The organism is Pantoea eucrina, assembly GCF_001691555.1.
In the GTDB taxonomy this organism is placed as follows: domain Bacteria; phylum Pseudomonadota; class Gammaproteobacteria; order Enterobacterales; family Enterobacteriaceae; genus Pantoea; species Pantoea borealis.
In genome coordinates this window covers 59,481-72,157 of record NZ_MAYN01000007.1, presented here as the reverse complement: position 1 = coordinate 72,157, position 12,677 = coordinate 59,481, and the positions used below count along the sequence as shown (strand labels likewise).

General features: G+C 57.5%; 14 protein-coding genes. 5 read left to right on the top strand and 9 right to left on the bottom strand.

Annotated features, from left to right (window positions below; genetic code table 11):
* Positions 1 to 46: 46 nt before the first annotated feature.
* Positions 47 to 253 carry a DUF1107 domain-containing protein gene (locus tag BBA90_RS04455; RefSeq protein ID WP_039380586.1) on the bottom strand — a complete coding sequence of 69 codons (207 nt, stop codon included), beginning with the start codon at positions 251 to 253 and terminating at the stop codon, positions 47 to 49.
* Positions 254 to 566: 313 nt separating this feature from the next.
* On the opposite strand from BBA90_RS04455, the gene BBA90_RS04450 reads away from it, so the two are divergent.
* Positions 567 to 1,124, top strand: coding sequence for a YtfJ family protein (locus BBA90_RS04450; protein WP_065648104.1), 558 nt, complete (start codon positions 567 to 569; stop codon positions 1,122 to 1,124).
* Positions 1,125 to 1,153: 29 nt separating this feature from the next.
* On the opposite strand, the gene cysQ is transcribed toward BBA90_RS04450, so the two are convergent.
* Positions 1,154 to 1,900, bottom strand: a complete 747-nt coding sequence (gene cysQ, locus BBA90_RS04445) for a 3'(2'),5'-bisphosphate nucleotidase CysQ (RefSeq protein WP_065648103.1) — start codon at positions 1,898 to 1,900, stop codon at positions 1,154 to 1,156.
* 294 nt (positions 1,901 to 2,194) lie between these two features.
* Here cysQ and BBA90_RS04440 point away from each other — a divergent pair, with 294 nt between their 5' ends.
* A complete protein-coding gene (locus tag BBA90_RS04440) occupies positions 2,195 to 4,126 on the top strand; it encodes a bifunctional 2',3'-cyclic-nucleotide 2'-phosphodiesterase/3'-nucleotidase (RefSeq protein ID WP_430914165.1) in 1,932 nt (643 codons plus the stop codon).
* Between the two features lie 452 nt (positions 4,127 to 4,578).
* On the opposite strand, the gene fklB is transcribed toward BBA90_RS04440, so the two are convergent.
* Positions 4,579 to 5,199: an FKBP-type peptidyl-prolyl cis-trans isomerase gene (gene fklB / locus BBA90_RS04435; RefSeq protein WP_039380595.1), complete on the bottom strand. Its 621-nt coding sequence runs from the start codon at positions 5,197 to 5,199 to the stop codon at positions 4,579 to 4,581.
* Between the two features lie 185 nt (positions 5,200 to 5,384).
* Here fklB and BBA90_RS04430 point away from each other — a divergent pair, with 185 nt between their 5' ends.
* Positions 5,385 to 6,050, top strand: a complete 666-nt coding sequence (locus BBA90_RS04430; protein WP_167350661.1) for an OapA family protein — start codon at positions 5,385 to 5,387, stop codon at positions 6,048 to 6,050.
* 56 nt (positions 6,051 to 6,106) lie between these two features.
* On the opposite strand, the gene rplI is transcribed toward BBA90_RS04430, so the two are convergent.
* The 5 genes from rplI to yjfP form a co-directional block, all read right to left on the bottom strand.
* Positions 6,107 to 6,556 carry a 50S ribosomal protein L9 gene (gene rplI / locus BBA90_RS04425; protein WP_065648101.1) on the bottom strand — a complete coding sequence of 150 codons (450 nt, stop codon included), beginning with the start codon at positions 6,554 to 6,556 and terminating at the stop codon, positions 6,107 to 6,109.
* A 39-nt stretch (positions 6,557 to 6,595) separates the two neighbouring features.
* Positions 6,596 to 6,823, bottom strand: coding sequence for a 30S ribosomal protein S18 (gene rpsR, locus BBA90_RS04420; RefSeq protein WP_000135199.1), 228 nt, complete (start codon positions 6,821 to 6,823; stop codon positions 6,596 to 6,598).
* A 4-nt stretch (positions 6,824 to 6,827) separates the two neighbouring features.
* Positions 6,828 to 7,145, bottom strand: coding sequence for a primosomal replication protein N (gene priB, locus BBA90_RS04415; protein WP_039380601.1), 318 nt, complete (start codon positions 7,143 to 7,145; stop codon positions 6,828 to 6,830).
* A 6-nt stretch (positions 7,146 to 7,151) separates the two neighbouring features.
* Positions 7,152 to 7,547: a 30S ribosomal protein S6 gene (rpsF, locus tag BBA90_RS04410; RefSeq protein WP_039380603.1), complete on the bottom strand. Its 396-nt coding sequence runs from the start codon at positions 7,545 to 7,547 to the stop codon at positions 7,152 to 7,154.
* A 282-nt stretch (positions 7,548 to 7,829) separates the two neighbouring features.
* Positions 7,830 to 8,579 (bottom strand): esterase, encoded by a 750-nt coding sequence (gene yjfP, locus BBA90_RS04405; RefSeq protein WP_065648100.1) that lies wholly within the window; start codon positions 8,577 to 8,579, stop codon positions 7,830 to 7,832.
* A gap of 149 nt (positions 8,580 to 8,728) precedes the next feature.
* On the opposite strand from yjfP, the gene BBA90_RS04400 reads away from it, so the two are divergent.
* Together BBA90_RS04400 and bsmA are read left to right on the top strand one after the other, a co-directional pair.
* Positions 8,729 to 10,660 carry a methyl-accepting chemotaxis protein gene (locus BBA90_RS04400; RefSeq protein WP_065648099.1) on the top strand — a complete coding sequence of 644 codons (1,932 nt, stop codon included), beginning with the start codon at positions 8,729 to 8,731 and terminating at the stop codon, positions 10,658 to 10,660.
* Positions 10,661 to 10,714: 54 nt separating this feature from the next.
* A complete protein-coding gene (bsmA, locus tag BBA90_RS04395) occupies positions 10,715 to 11,041 on the top strand; it encodes a biofilm peroxide resistance protein BsmA (protein WP_139074172.1) in 327 nt (108 codons plus the stop codon).
* Here bsmA and BBA90_RS04390 read toward each other — a convergent pair.
* Positions 11,018 to 12,646, bottom strand: coding sequence for an isovaleryl-CoA dehydrogenase (locus BBA90_RS04390; RefSeq protein ID WP_065648097.1), 1,629 nt, complete (start codon positions 12,644 to 12,646; stop codon positions 11,018 to 11,020). The genes bsmA and BBA90_RS04390 overlap by 24 nt on opposite strands.
* Positions 12,647 to 12,677: the final 31 nt, after the last annotated feature.

The window sequence follows — 12,677 nt, the reverse complement described above, 5'->3', positions numbered from 1 at the left end:
CATCAAGGGCGCCCGCGGCGCCCTTTTTACTGCCTGATTTTAACGCTTAGTTGTACTCAGCCTGCAGCCGCAGCACCTGGCGATTAATTTCTGACATCACGCTAAGGTGCTGTTTATCTTTAACGCGTGGCAAAATGACTTTGCCTTTATCAAACTCAAACGCGCCGACATCCTTGATATACAACCTTCCTTTAAATAGCGTTTTGACATATTTCGCAATTTGCAGCGGATTATATCGCTGGAAGATCTTCATGCTGTTTAACTCCTGAACAGATGTAATACGCTTCGCCGTTGCCAAATGGGTATACGAACTCATGAAGCGCAAATGAGGCCTAAATATAGAACAGGATTTTTGATCCGGGTTCCGGAAACATGAATTTTTTACTGAATTGACACATCATTACAGACAACTCTGTCATTCAGCTCACAAAATCCAGTATAAACCTTTGTTGGTTACAGATTTGTGGCACAGGTTGCAAAGCTGCCAGGTTTTTACGACAGGCGCATCATCCGCGCTTACCATGACAATAATATGACTCACTGGTCCGATCACTAAGGAGTATTCTATGCGTCTGGCCCCCTCTCTGCTTGCGATCGCGCTGCTATTGCCTGGTCTGGCTGCTGCCCACGTCTTTAAAACCGGCGAGCGCGTGCCGCCGGTGGGTATTCCCGATCGGGGCGAGCTGATGTATCAGCAGGATAAATTCAGCTATCAGCCGTGGAACAGCGCTCAGCTAAGCGGCAAAGTGCGGGTGATCCTGCATCTCGCCGGACGGCTTTCAGCCAAAGAGCAAAATGCAGCGCTGATTGAAGCGATTAAGGCGGCACAATTACCGCACGATCGCTATCAGACCACCACGCTGGTCGATACCGACGATGCTATTCCGGGAACCGGTATGTTTGTACGCAACAGCATTGAAAGTAATAAAGCGCAGTTCCCGTGGTCGCAGTTCATTATCGACAGTAACGGCAGCGCGCGAAAAGCGTGGCAGCTGGAAAAAGGAGGCTCGGCTGTGGTGGTGCTGGATCAAACGGCACATGTCCGTTTCGCGAAAGAGGGCGCACTGACGCAGGATGAGGTTAAACAGGTGATGACGCTGCTTCACTCTCTGCTGCAGCCGTAAAGAACGGGAGGCGTATGCCTCCCGGTGCCTTAAAACAGCGAAACGCGGAAGCCGGGATTCAGAAAGGATTCGCGCGGTGTATAGTCAAGCGTACGTCCCTGCCAGTCATGCACATGGGCACCTGCCGCCAGGGCGACCGCATGGCCTGCACCGGTATCCCAGATATTGGTAGGCCCGAAGCGCGGATAGAGCTGTGCTTTACCTTCAGCCACCAGACAAAATTTCAGTGATGAGCCGATAGCCGTAGTCTGGTGTTCACCCAGATGCGCCAGGTACTCCTTCAGCTCCGGATCGTTATCAGCGTGTGAGCGGCTGACCACGACCAGCGGTGGCCGGGCATCCACCACGTGGATGCGGGTGGTCTGCCCCCCCTCCTCTTTCCACGCTTTACCCTCTGCCGCTGAATAGAGCACGCCCAGCGCCGGTGCATAAACGACCCCCATCACCGGCTTACCCTGCTCGATCAGGGCAATGTTGACGGTAAATTCACCGTTACGCTTGATAAACTCTTTGGTGCCATCCAGCGGATCAACCAGCCAGTAACGCTGCCACTGCTGACGGATCGCCCACGCTGGCGGATCCTCTTCAGACAGCACCGGCAGATCGGGCGAGATCGTCTTCAGGCCCTGCATGATCACATCATGTGCGGCCAGATCCGCCGCGGTAACGGGTGAATCATCCGCTTTACTGGTCACGTTCATCGGCTGCGCGCCGTCGTAGACCTGCATAATTGCATCGCCTGCGTCACGCGCCAGCTGGCAAATTTTCTCTAACATGCTTCACCTCATTTTCGCAGAAATGCACGTTCCGACCCGGACTGTTGCTCTTCAAAGTCTGGCAGGTAAAGCCCCGCCTGTCTGTTGTCCGGCATCGTGTTCAATAATAGATCGTAATATCAATACCATAGATTGCAAAGGGTAACTATGGCGCATTGCTGAATCGCCTGCGGTAGCGGGAAAAAAGCAAAACCCCGATATCTATCACAAATTGAACTGATAATTTGTCATGGTTTTACATTATTTTGAGAGGCCTATTTGGTAAACAAGGAGAGAGCCGTGTTCAGACTGAACATGTCGTTACTGGCGCTGTGTCTGGCAGCCGCTACCGCCCAGGCGGCTACTGTGGATTTGCGTATTCTGGAAACCACCGATCTGCACAGCAACATGATGGATTTTGATTACTACAAAGATAAATCCACAGAGAAGTTTGGCCTGGTACGTACCGCCACGCTGATTCAGCAGGCGCGCGCCGAGCGCAAAAACAGCGTGCTGGTCGATAATGGCGATATCATTCAGGGCAGCCCGCTTGGCGACTATATGGCGGCAAAAGGGCTGCAGCCAGGCGAGGTGCATCCGGTTTATAAGGCGCTGAACACGCTGGATTACGCGGTCGGCAACCTGGGCAACCACGAGTTCAACTACGGCCTTCCTTATCTGCAGCGCGCGCTGGCAGGTGCACGCTTTCCCTATGTGAATGCCAATATCATTGATGAAGCCAGCGGTAAGCCGCTGTTTACGCCCTATCTGATTAAAGAGACCACGGTTACCGATCGCAGCGGCGCTCAGCACACATTGAAAATCGGCTATATCGGCTTTGTACCCCCGCAAATTATGGTATGGGACCGTAATAATCTGCAGGGCAAAGTACGGGTTGAGGACATTACTGAAACAGCAAAGCGTTATGTACCGGAAATGCGCGCAAAAGGGGCTGACGTTATTGTTGCGATTCCCCACTCCGGCTTGAGCAGCGAGCCGTATCATGCGATGGCGGAAAACTCCGTGTGGTATCTGAGCCAGGTGCCGGGTATTAACGCAATCATGTTCGGTCATGCGCATGCGGTATTCCCCTCAAAAGAGTTTGCTGCGATCAAAGGCGCTGATATTGCTCAGGGGACGCTGAACGGCATACCCGCCGTGATGCCAGGAATGTGGGGCGATCATCTTGGCGTGGTCGATCTGGTGCTGAGCAACGATCGGGGATCGTGGCGGGTGACACAGGGTACTGCCGCTGCGCGTCCGATTTATGACACAGCGGCGAAGCGATCGCTGGCGGCAGAGGATCCCGCGCTGGTTGCGGTACTGGCAGACGATCATCGCGCCACGCGCGAGTTTGTCGCTAAACCGATCGGCAAAGCAGCAGATGTGATGTACAGCTATCTGGCGCTGGTGCAGGACGATCCCACCGTGCAGATTGTGAATAACGCGCAGCGTGCCTATACCGAACGCTTTATTCAGGGCGATCCCGATCTGGGACGCCTGCCGGTGCTGTCGGCAGCAGCTCCGTTTAAAGCAGGCGGCCGCAAAAACGATCCTGCAAGCTACGTGGAGGTTGAGAAAGGTGAGCTGACGTTTCGCAACGCCGCCGATCTTTACCTCTATCCGAATACGCTGGTTGTGATGAAAGTGAGCGGCGCTCAGGTAAAAGAGTGGCTGGAGTGTTCAGCTGCGCAGTTCAATCAGATTGACCCGCACAGCAGCAAACCGCAGTCGCTGATTAACTGGGATTTTCGCACCTACAATTTTGATGTGATAGATGGCGTGAATTATCAGATTGATGTGACGCAGCCAGCCCGCTACGACAGCGAATGTGCCCTGATCAATCAAAACGCCTCGCGTATCCGTGAGCTCACGTGGCAGGGCAAGCCGGTTGATCCCGCAGCAACCTTTCTTGTGGCAACCAATAATTATCGCGCCTGGGGCGGTAAGTTTGCCGGCACCGGCGACCGGTTTGTCGCCTTTGCCTCGCCGGATGAGAATCGCGCCGTAGTGGCAGCCTATATCAGCAGCCAGAGTCAGCAACAGGGTGCCGTACAGCCGCAGGCGGACCATAACTGGCGCTTAGCGCCCATTAAGAGTGAGACGCCGCTGGATATTCGTTTTGAGACAGCGCCGGGCAGTAAAGCCACGCAATTTATAAATCAATACGCTGACTATCCGATGAAGCCGGTGGGCACAGACGAGACGGGCTTTGCCGTGTGGCAGGTGAACTTACAGCACCCCTGACCCTGCGCCCGCACGCACGCAACCAGGGCGCCATTAATGGCGCTCCTGCATTGGCCCGCCCACAGGGGGCGCATTAATGCGCCCCTGCCGTGTTTGTGCGTCCCTGGTTCCAGCCCCCGCACGCAACAAGGGCGCCATTAATGCCGCCCCTACACCGGCCCGCCCACAGGGGGCGCATTAATGCGCCCCTGCCGTGTTTGTGCGTCCCTGGTTCCAGCCACCGCATGCAACCAGGGCGCCATTAATGGCGCCCGTACACCGGCCCGCCCGTAGGGGGCGCATTTATGCGCCCCTGGCGCATTTATGCGCCCCGGGTTCCAGCCCCCGCACGCAACAAGGGCGCCATTAATGGCGCCCCTGCATTCAATCCCGCACGTAACCAGGGCGCCATTAATGGCGCCCCTGCATCGACTCGTAGGGGGCGCATTTATGCGCCCCTGGCGGCGAAGCTATTACAGAATTTCCAGCAGCTCAACTTCAAAAACCAGGGTGCTGAATGGCGGAATTGAGGCGCCGGCACCGCGCTCACCGTAGGCGAGGTTGTGCGGGATGGTCAGCTCCCATTTTGAGCCAACCGGCATCAGCGTCAGCGCTTCGATCCAGCCTGCGATAACGCCGGTAACCGGAAACTCTGCTGGCTCGCCGCGGGCAACGGAGCTGTCGAACACGCTGCCGTCGATCAGCTTACCGGTATAGTGCACGCGCACGCGATCCTGACGTGACGGGATCGGGCCATCGCCCTGTTTGATCACGCTAAACTGCAGACCTGATTCCGTTGTGCTGACGCCTTCGCGCTGGGCATTCTGCTCAAGGAACTGCTGACCCTGGGCGGCCATCGCTTCGGTGCGCTCGCGGCGCACGCCTTCTGCACGCTCGTGGACTTCGCGCAGCGCACGGTGTACCACATCAACCGGAACCGCCGGTGAGTTCCCTTCCAGCGCGTCGCGCAGACCCGCCAGCAGCGCTTCAGGCTGCAGACCCTGCAGTCCAGACTCCTGCAGCTGCTGGCCAACCTGTAAACCGATACCGTAACTTGCTTGTGATTCGACGCTGTCAAATGAAGGGGTCGTCATCTTGATTCCTTAATCCCGGATAAAAGTGAACCGGCAGCATAGCAGCGCACGCGGCTGGCGTAAAATCTCACGCGGTGCGGGATGACATTTGACGACGAAACAGAAACAATACGCAGGTCAAATTTTTCAATGCTGGCGGGCACTTCCTGCTGTCATTGCCCATACTGTAAAACAAGAGAGATAACATGGGCCAGATTGCCCCGCGACGTCGCCGGACGCGCACAACGCGAACGCTGAAACCCTGGCTGCAACGCTGGCTGCCAGCCAGACTGCATAAAACCGCTGGCGAGGAGGATCCACCTATGGCCACAGATACCCCGTCCCGCATGCCTGCTGCCCTGCAGCGCATCTGGCACCTGCTGGATGATGTACGCTGGATGGACCCCCTGCCGCCGCTTCATCGCCGGGGCATCGTTATCGCCCTGCTGATTGTCCTGCTGGCGTTTCTCTGGCCAACCAGCAACGGAAAATATCCGGTAGAGCGTTCGGTTGAGAGCCAGCCGAAAGAGGTGCCCATGCAGGCGGAGCTTTCTGATAACCAGAACAGCGCTTCTGCGCCGCAAAACAGCCAACCGGCTATTGATGCGCAGGGCACCTGGCGCAGCTACAGCGTAGCCTCGGGCCAGACGCTGGCACAGCTGTTCCGTGACAATAATCTGCCGGTTAATGATGTATTTGCGATGGCGCGTGTGGAGGGGGAAGGCTCGCCGCTGAGCTCGCTGCAGAGCGGTCAGCAGGTGAAAATTCGCCAGAATGGCGATGGTGTGATAACCGGGCTTACCGTTGACGGCAGCAATGGTCCGGTGCTGTTTACCCGTCAGCCCGACGGCAGCTTTATCCGCGCTCAGTAAACGCCGCAAACAAAAACGCCGGCACAAGGCCGGCGTTTTCGCATCACTGCATAAAATTATGCAGCAACTACATTCACAACCAGTTTAGCGAAAACTTCGCTATGAACCTGGAAGTCAACTTCATGCTCACCGGTGGTGCGCAGAACGCCGTTCGGCAGGCGAACTTCGCTCTTAGACACCTCAACACCTGCTGCAGAAACTGCATCAGCGATGTCGCGGGTACCGATAGAACCGAACAGTTTACCTTCGTCGCCTGCTTTAGACGCGATGGTAACGGTGCCCAGGCCGCTGATTTTCTCAGCACGTGCGTTGGCAGCTGCCAGAACGTCAGCCAGTTTGGCTTCCAGTTCAGCACGACGAGTTTCAAAGAACTCAACGTTTTTCTTGGTAGCAGGAACAGCTTTGCCCTGTGGTACCAGGAAGTTACGAGCGTAGCCCGCTTTAACGTTAACCTGATCACCCAGGCTGCCGAGGTTTGCTACTTTATCAAGCAGAATAACTTGCATTACCTTATCCTCTTAAAGTCGTTAATGGACAGTTGCCGATTACTGATGACGATCAGTGTACGGCAGCAGAGACAGGTAACGCGCGCGCTTGATAGCACGAGCCAGCTGACGCTGGTATTTAGCACGAGTACCGGTGATACGGCTTGGAACAATCTTGCCGCTTTCAGTGATGTAGTTTTTCAGCGTTGCGATATCTTTATAATCGATCTCTTGAACGCCTTCCGCGGTGAAACGGCAGAACTTGCGACGACGGAAATAACGTGCCATTTGGCTAGTCTCCAGAATCTATCAATTCAATCTGCTCGGCATGTAACACAAGTTTGCTCTGGCCATTGCGTGCCTGATGGCAGCTAATAAAACCTGTAAGCGTGAGTTGCGTGCCGACCGTTATATGTTGAGTAATCGCCTGATGGGCGCTGCCGCTGATAATCACCGGCATCTGACACCAGGCCTGCCGGTGAAACCCGGCCTCCTCCTGCACAGAACGATGCTCAAGCATGAACTGGCAGTGTGGGATCCCTGACGGACTGACGTTTCGAACTGGCGTCTTGCACACCGTGCCAGACAGACGCAGCTGATTTGCCGTCATCGGGAATTACTCTTCAGAATCCCCAGCATCTGACTCTTCTGCCGATTCGTTAGCGAAATCTTCACGGCGCTCACGACGCTCGTCTTTCGCTTTAACCATCGGAGAAGCTTCAGTTACCGCGTGCTTAACGCGCATAACCATGCTGCGGATAACGGCGTCGTTGAAGCGGAAGTTAGTTTCCAGCTCGTCGATCACTTCCTGCGGCGCTTCTACGTTCAGCAGAACATAGTGAGCTTTGTGCAGTTTGTTGATCGGGTAAGCCAGCTGACGGCGGCCCCAGTCTTCCAGACGGTGGATCGTGCCCTGTGCACCAGTGATAGCACCAGTGTAACGCTCGATCATGCCCGGAACCTGTTCGCTCTGGTCAGGATGGACCATAAATACGATTTCGTAATGACGCATCGATAGCTCCTTACGGATTATTCAGCCTCCTGTCAGGGTCAGCTGCGGCCCATGGAAGCAAGGAACGTTATAGGTTGCATATCATTGTTAAATGACACACACCTCTGAATGCAGCTGAAAAATTGACGCGTAATCATACTGGCGTCAGGCACCAAACACAAGCAGGCATTTCGCCAATTTGCTGCAGCCGTGCCAGCTGAACCGCCCTTTTGTGCTACGCAGGCAATTTCAGCGCGCAACCCCGCTGTGTACAGCCTCACGAAGCAACAGCCGGGCAGCCGCTCAGAGATGACGCGTAAAAAAATTCACCACGGCGGTAAGCGCAGCGGGCGTGATTTTATGCCCGATCTGCGGCTCAGACAGGAACGTAAGCTGCCCATCCTGCTGCGCAGCGCGCAGCGCATCGGCCAGACGCTGCGTTTCAGCAAAGGGCACTACCTCATCCGCTTCGCCATGCCAGAGCAGCAGCGGCCGGCTGGCAAGCCGGTCCAGCTGCGTGGCAGGATCGTAAGCGGTCAGCGGTGCCAGACGCGCGGCAAGCCTCTGCTGCTGCGCAGGCGTCTGCGCCACCAGCGGCGGGAACAGCTGCTCGCTGAGTTGCCGGAAATAGCCGGATCCCATCAGGCAGCCGACGCTTTGAATGTGCGGATAGCGCGCCATGGCCCCCAGCGCCGTCATCCCCCCCATTGAGGCCCCCGCCACGGCAAAACGCTGCCCGGCGATCCAGCTGTTGCCACGCAGCGCAGCCTCCAGCTGCGGCAGCTCATCAATATTTTGTCGCAGAATCTCCCAGAAGCGCGTCATCCGCAGCGCGCTGTCACCCTGATAACGCGCTCCGTGCATCTCTGCATCGGGCATGATGACGCGAAATCCTGCCTGCGCCAGCGCCACAGCAAAGTAACTGTACACTTCCTTTGATGAGGTAAAGCCATGGTAAAACAGAACGACGGGCAGCGGGGTCTGCCGCTGACCAGCGGGTGCGGCATGAATACACTCAATTCCTGCCAGAGACTCTGTTGTCAGTTCAATCACGGTAACGCTCCTGAATAGCGTGCATCTGATAGCGAGTGTACCTGTTCTCTGCTGACACGTTAGCAGATTAACGTCGCTGCTTATTCGCCCTAAACCTTTGCCGGCTTCTGCCGTTGATCGTTCTCCCCCATTTTAAAAACAGGTATTTTATGAAGCGTCTTTCTCTCAGCGTCCTGAGTCTTGGCGTCAGGCTGTCTGTATTGACGTCTTTCAGCGTCGCCATTGTGCTGTTTGTCCTGACATTCACCCTGAGTCACAACGCCGCCCGTCAGCTGGAACAGCTCGCTACCGATGATATGACGAATCAGGTGCAGGGCATCCGTGAAATGGCCACACTGTTTAACGCTACGCTCTCTGAAGAGGTAGAAAACTACACCCGACTATTCCAGAGCTTTTTACCTAAACGTTTCAGCCGTGACGAGAGCACCCGCATTCAGACAGGCGAGCTGAGCACACCTGTGCTGCGTGCCGGTCTGAAAACACTCAATCTTGACCAGCTTGCCGTGGATGACTTCCTTGAGCGCACCGGCGCGGTGACTACCATCTTTGTGCGCGACGGTGATGATTACGTACGCATCGCGACATCACTGAAAAAAGAGGATGGCAGCCGCGCCATCGGCACCCGGCTGGATCGCAGCAGCGCTGCCTGGCGCAGCGTGCAGCAGGGCACCACATGGCGCGGGATGGCTACGCTGTTTGGCCATCACTATATCACCCAGTATGAGCCGGTGCGTGATGAGAGCGGCAGCGTCATTGCGATTTTATTTGTCGGCGTAAAAATCGATACACAGTATGCGCTGATGCGCGACAAAGTGCTGGCACGCCATCTCGGTGACAGCGGCAGCTTCTTTGTGCTGAACGGTACACCGGGCAGCAAACAGGGCACCTACCTGTTTGACCGCCACGCTGAGGGCCAGCAGCCACGCTGGAGCAAAACGGTACAGCAGCAGCTGCTGACCCAGCCCGCCGGGCTGCTCAGCTTTGAGGACGCCGGTGAAACCCGGCTGCTGGCGTGGCAGCAGCTGCCGGGCTGGGACTGGGTCATTGCCGGTGAGGTCAGCCGTGCCGCGTTGCTGGCTCCGGTTACGCAGAGTCGCAATCTGTTTATGGCTATCGGCCTGGCGCTGGTACTGCTGTTTGCTGCCGGCTTTGTGTTTTACTGTCGTCGCGCCCTTACCCGCCCGCTGCAGCAGGTGATCCATCTGGCTGAGGAGTATGCAGCCGGTAATCTGCAGGCGCATCTTGATTCAGCGCGACGCGATGAGGTCGGTCAGCTGGTTGCTGCCATTAACGGCATTGGCGACGGGCTGGAAAAAGTGGTGCGCCAGGTGCGGGGTGCGGCTCAGGAGATCAGTGACGGCACCGATACTATTGCAGCCGGCAGCGCCACCATCAGCGAGCAGATTGGCCGTCAGGCGAGCAGCGTGGAAGAGACCTCCGCCAGCATGGAGCAGTTTGGTGCCACGGTCGCGCAGACCGCCGCTAACGTACGCCAGGCGATGGCATTGATGAGTGAGGCTGCCGGTACCGTCAGTCAGGGCGGCGCCACTGTGGCGCGCTCAGCGGAAACCATGGCGGAAATCAGGGTCGCGTCGCAGAGCATTGCCGATATTACGCATGTGATTGAGTCCATCGCCTTCCAGACGAATATCCTGGCGCTGAACGCAGCCGTAGAAGCCGCGCGCGCGGGCGAACATGGCCGCGGATTTGCCGTCGTCGCCGCCGAAGTGCGGGCGCTGGCGCAGCGCAGCGCCAGCGCAGCAAAAGAGATCGATACGCTGATCGCCCGATCCATTGAGCGGGTTGCTGCGGGCCACGCGCTCTCTGAGCAGACGCGCGACAATATGAGCCATATCGTGACGCATTTTGAGCAGGTCAAAACGCTGATGAATGAGATCAATATTGCAGCCCAGGAACAGGCAGCGGGTATCGGTCAGGTTAACCTGGCCATGAACCATATCGGCCAGGCGACGCATCAGAGCAGCGATATGGTGATGCAGTCCGAGAGCACCGCCCGGCATCTGAGCGAGAAAGGGCATCACCTTACGGCACTGGTCAGCCTGTTCCGGCTTAATAACTGATGATTGCGGGAAGATGGCTTACACTTTAGCTATCTTCCCTGCACGTCCGGAGCCATCATGTCCCGTTTGTTACTGCTGCTGTGTCTGGTGCTGTGTGGTTGTTCAACGCTGCAGTCGACCCCGCAGGCCCCCCCACCACCCGCCTCGCATCCTCAGGAGATTTCGCGTGCACAGAGCGCCGGGCTGCCGAAGCTGGGCAACATCAGCGCATCGACGCGTGGTTCACCGGATGATGCACAGCGCGCGATTGCCGCACGTGCCAGCCAGGCGGGGGCCGTCTATTATCAGATTGTGATGCTGGATGAAACCAGCTTCCCTGGCTTGTGGTATGCCACTGCCATTCTCTACGGCGCGCCTTCAGACAGCACCGGCACGCCGTAGCAGACGCGCGCTCAGCGTATCATCCGGATCACGCGCGCCGCGTCTGCCAGACGCAAGCGCGCACCACGCATCGGCCAGCGGCGGTTCTGCTACTTTCAGCAGTATCGCCGCACTCGCCAGCCAGAACAGTTCCTGCGCTATGTCTCGCGCCTGCGCTTCATGCGGATGACGCAGCTGCAGACGTAGCTGACGCCAGCGGCGGTCAACATGACGATCAGCGCCCTTCACCGCGTCAAACTCCTGCTGCAGCAGCGCATGGCTTGCAGGGTAGCGCTGCATTACCCGCAGGATATCCAGACACATAACATTGCCCGACCCTTCCCAGATGCTGTTAACCGGCATCTCGCGATAGAGCCGCGGCAGTTCACTCTGTTCACAGTAGCCAATACCGCCCAGCACCTCCATGCACTCTGCCACAAACGGCATCCCGGCCCGGCAGATGGCAAACTTCGCCACCGGTGTAAACAGCCGGGCATAGAGCCGCTCCGTCTCACTGGCGGGCGCTGACCACGCGCGGGCCAGCCGCAGCAGTAACGCAGTCTGCGCCTCCAGCTGCAGCGCCTGACGCGCCAGCTGAAGACGCATCAGCGGCTGTTCACTGAGCTGCTTGCCCATCACCTGCCGCTGCTGCGCATGATGCAGCGCCACCGACAGCGCGCGGCGCATCAGGCCGTGGCTGCCGAGCGCGCAGTCGAAGCGTGTCATGCCGCCCATGCGTAACAGCAGCCGGACGCCTTCGCCCTCTTCGCCCATCAGCCAGCCGGTGGCGTCCTGAAACTCCACTTCAGCGCTGGCATTCGAGCGGTTGCCCAGCTTCTCCTTCAGCTGCTCAATACGCAGCGCATTACGCGTGCCGTCGGGCAGCAGTCGCGGCAGAAAAAAACAGCTCAGGCCGCGTGAGGTGTGGGCCAGAATCAAATGCGCATCACTTTGCGGTACAGAGAAAAACCATTTGTGACCGGTAATGCGCCAGGGTTCGCCTGGCGCACGTATGCCGAGGGGTTCAGCGCGCGTGGTATTACTCAGCACGTCAGTACCGCCCTGTTTTTCAGTCATCCCCATGCCAATCAGCAGGCCGCGCTTCTGACCGCCGGGAAGATGATGGGCATCGTAGCGGTCGCTCAGCAGGCCAGCGCGCCAGTCGGCGTAGGGGGCAGGCAGATGCGCTTGCAGCAAAGGCAGCGCGGCGTGCGTCATGGTGACCGGACAGAGTGAGCCCGCCTCCGCCTGTGCGTGCAGGATAAAGCGTGCCGCGCGCGCTACCATGGCATGAGCGGGCGCATCGGGCTGCCAGCTGAGGTTATGTAAACGGCTGGCGCAGACGCCCTGCATCAGCAGATGCCAGGCGGGATGAAACCGCACCTCGTCAATACGTTCACCGCGCGCATCATAGTGCTGCAGTACCGGCGGTTCACTGTTGGCCAGCCGGCCCAGCTCCAGCGATTCAGCGCTGCCAAGCTGCAGACCAACCGACGCCAGCCACGCCTGGTCCCAGGCCGCGCCTTCGCGCATGACGGCGTCGCAGAGCGCGCTGTCGCGGGTGAACAAATTGCTGTTGCAGAGAGGATGAGGCTGGTTGAATACGTGATGTGTGGAATGGAACATGGCGCCTCCTGATGATAACGCATCACAGCGA

Excerpts from the sequence above, each read along its gene's own strand:
- BBA90_RS04390 (WP_065648097.1), bottom strand. The coding sequence starts at position 12,646 with ATGTTCCATTCCACACATCACGTATTCAACCAGCCTCATCCTCTCTGC.
- BBA90_RS04450 (WP_065648104.1), top strand. The coding sequence starts at position 567 with ATGCGTCTGGCCCCCTCTCTGCTTGCGATCGCGCTGCTATTGCCTGGT.
- rpsF (WP_039380603.1), bottom strand. The coding sequence starts at position 7,547 with ATGCGTCATTACGAAATCGTATTTATGGTCCATCCTGACCAGAGCGAA.
- BBA90_RS04455 (WP_039380586.1), bottom strand. The coding sequence starts at position 253 with ATGAAGATCTTCCAGCGATATAATCCGCTGCAAATTGCGAAATATGTC.
- BBA90_RS04440 (WP_430914165.1), top strand. The coding sequence starts at position 2,195 with ATGTCGTTACTGGCGCTGTGTCTGGCAGCCGCTACCGCCCAGGCGGCT.
- rplI (WP_065648101.1), bottom strand. The coding sequence starts at position 6,556 with ATGCAAGTTATTCTGCTTGATAAAGTAGCAAACCTCGGCAGCCTGGGT.
- BBA90_RS04430 (WP_167350661.1), top strand. The coding sequence starts at position 5,385 with ATGGGCCAGATTGCCCCGCGACGTCGCCGGACGCGCACAACGCGAACG.
- rpsR (WP_000135199.1), bottom strand. The coding sequence starts at position 6,823 with ATGGCACGTTATTTCCGTCGTCGCAAGTTCTGCCGTTTCACCGCGGAA.
- fklB (WP_039380595.1), bottom strand. The coding sequence starts at position 5,199 with ATGACGACCCCTTCATTTGACAGCGTCGAATCACAAGCAAGTTACGGT.
- cysQ (WP_065648103.1), bottom strand. The coding sequence starts at position 1,900 with ATGTTAGAGAAAATTTGCCAGCTGGCGCGTGACGCAGGCGATGCAATT.
- BBA90_RS04400 (WP_065648099.1), top strand. The coding sequence starts at position 8,729 with ATGAAGCGTCTTTCTCTCAGCGTCCTGAGTCTTGGCGTCAGGCTGTCT.
- priB (WP_039380601.1), bottom strand. The coding sequence starts at position 7,145 with ATGACGGCAAATCAGCTGCGTCTGTCTGGCACGGTGTGCAAGACGCCA.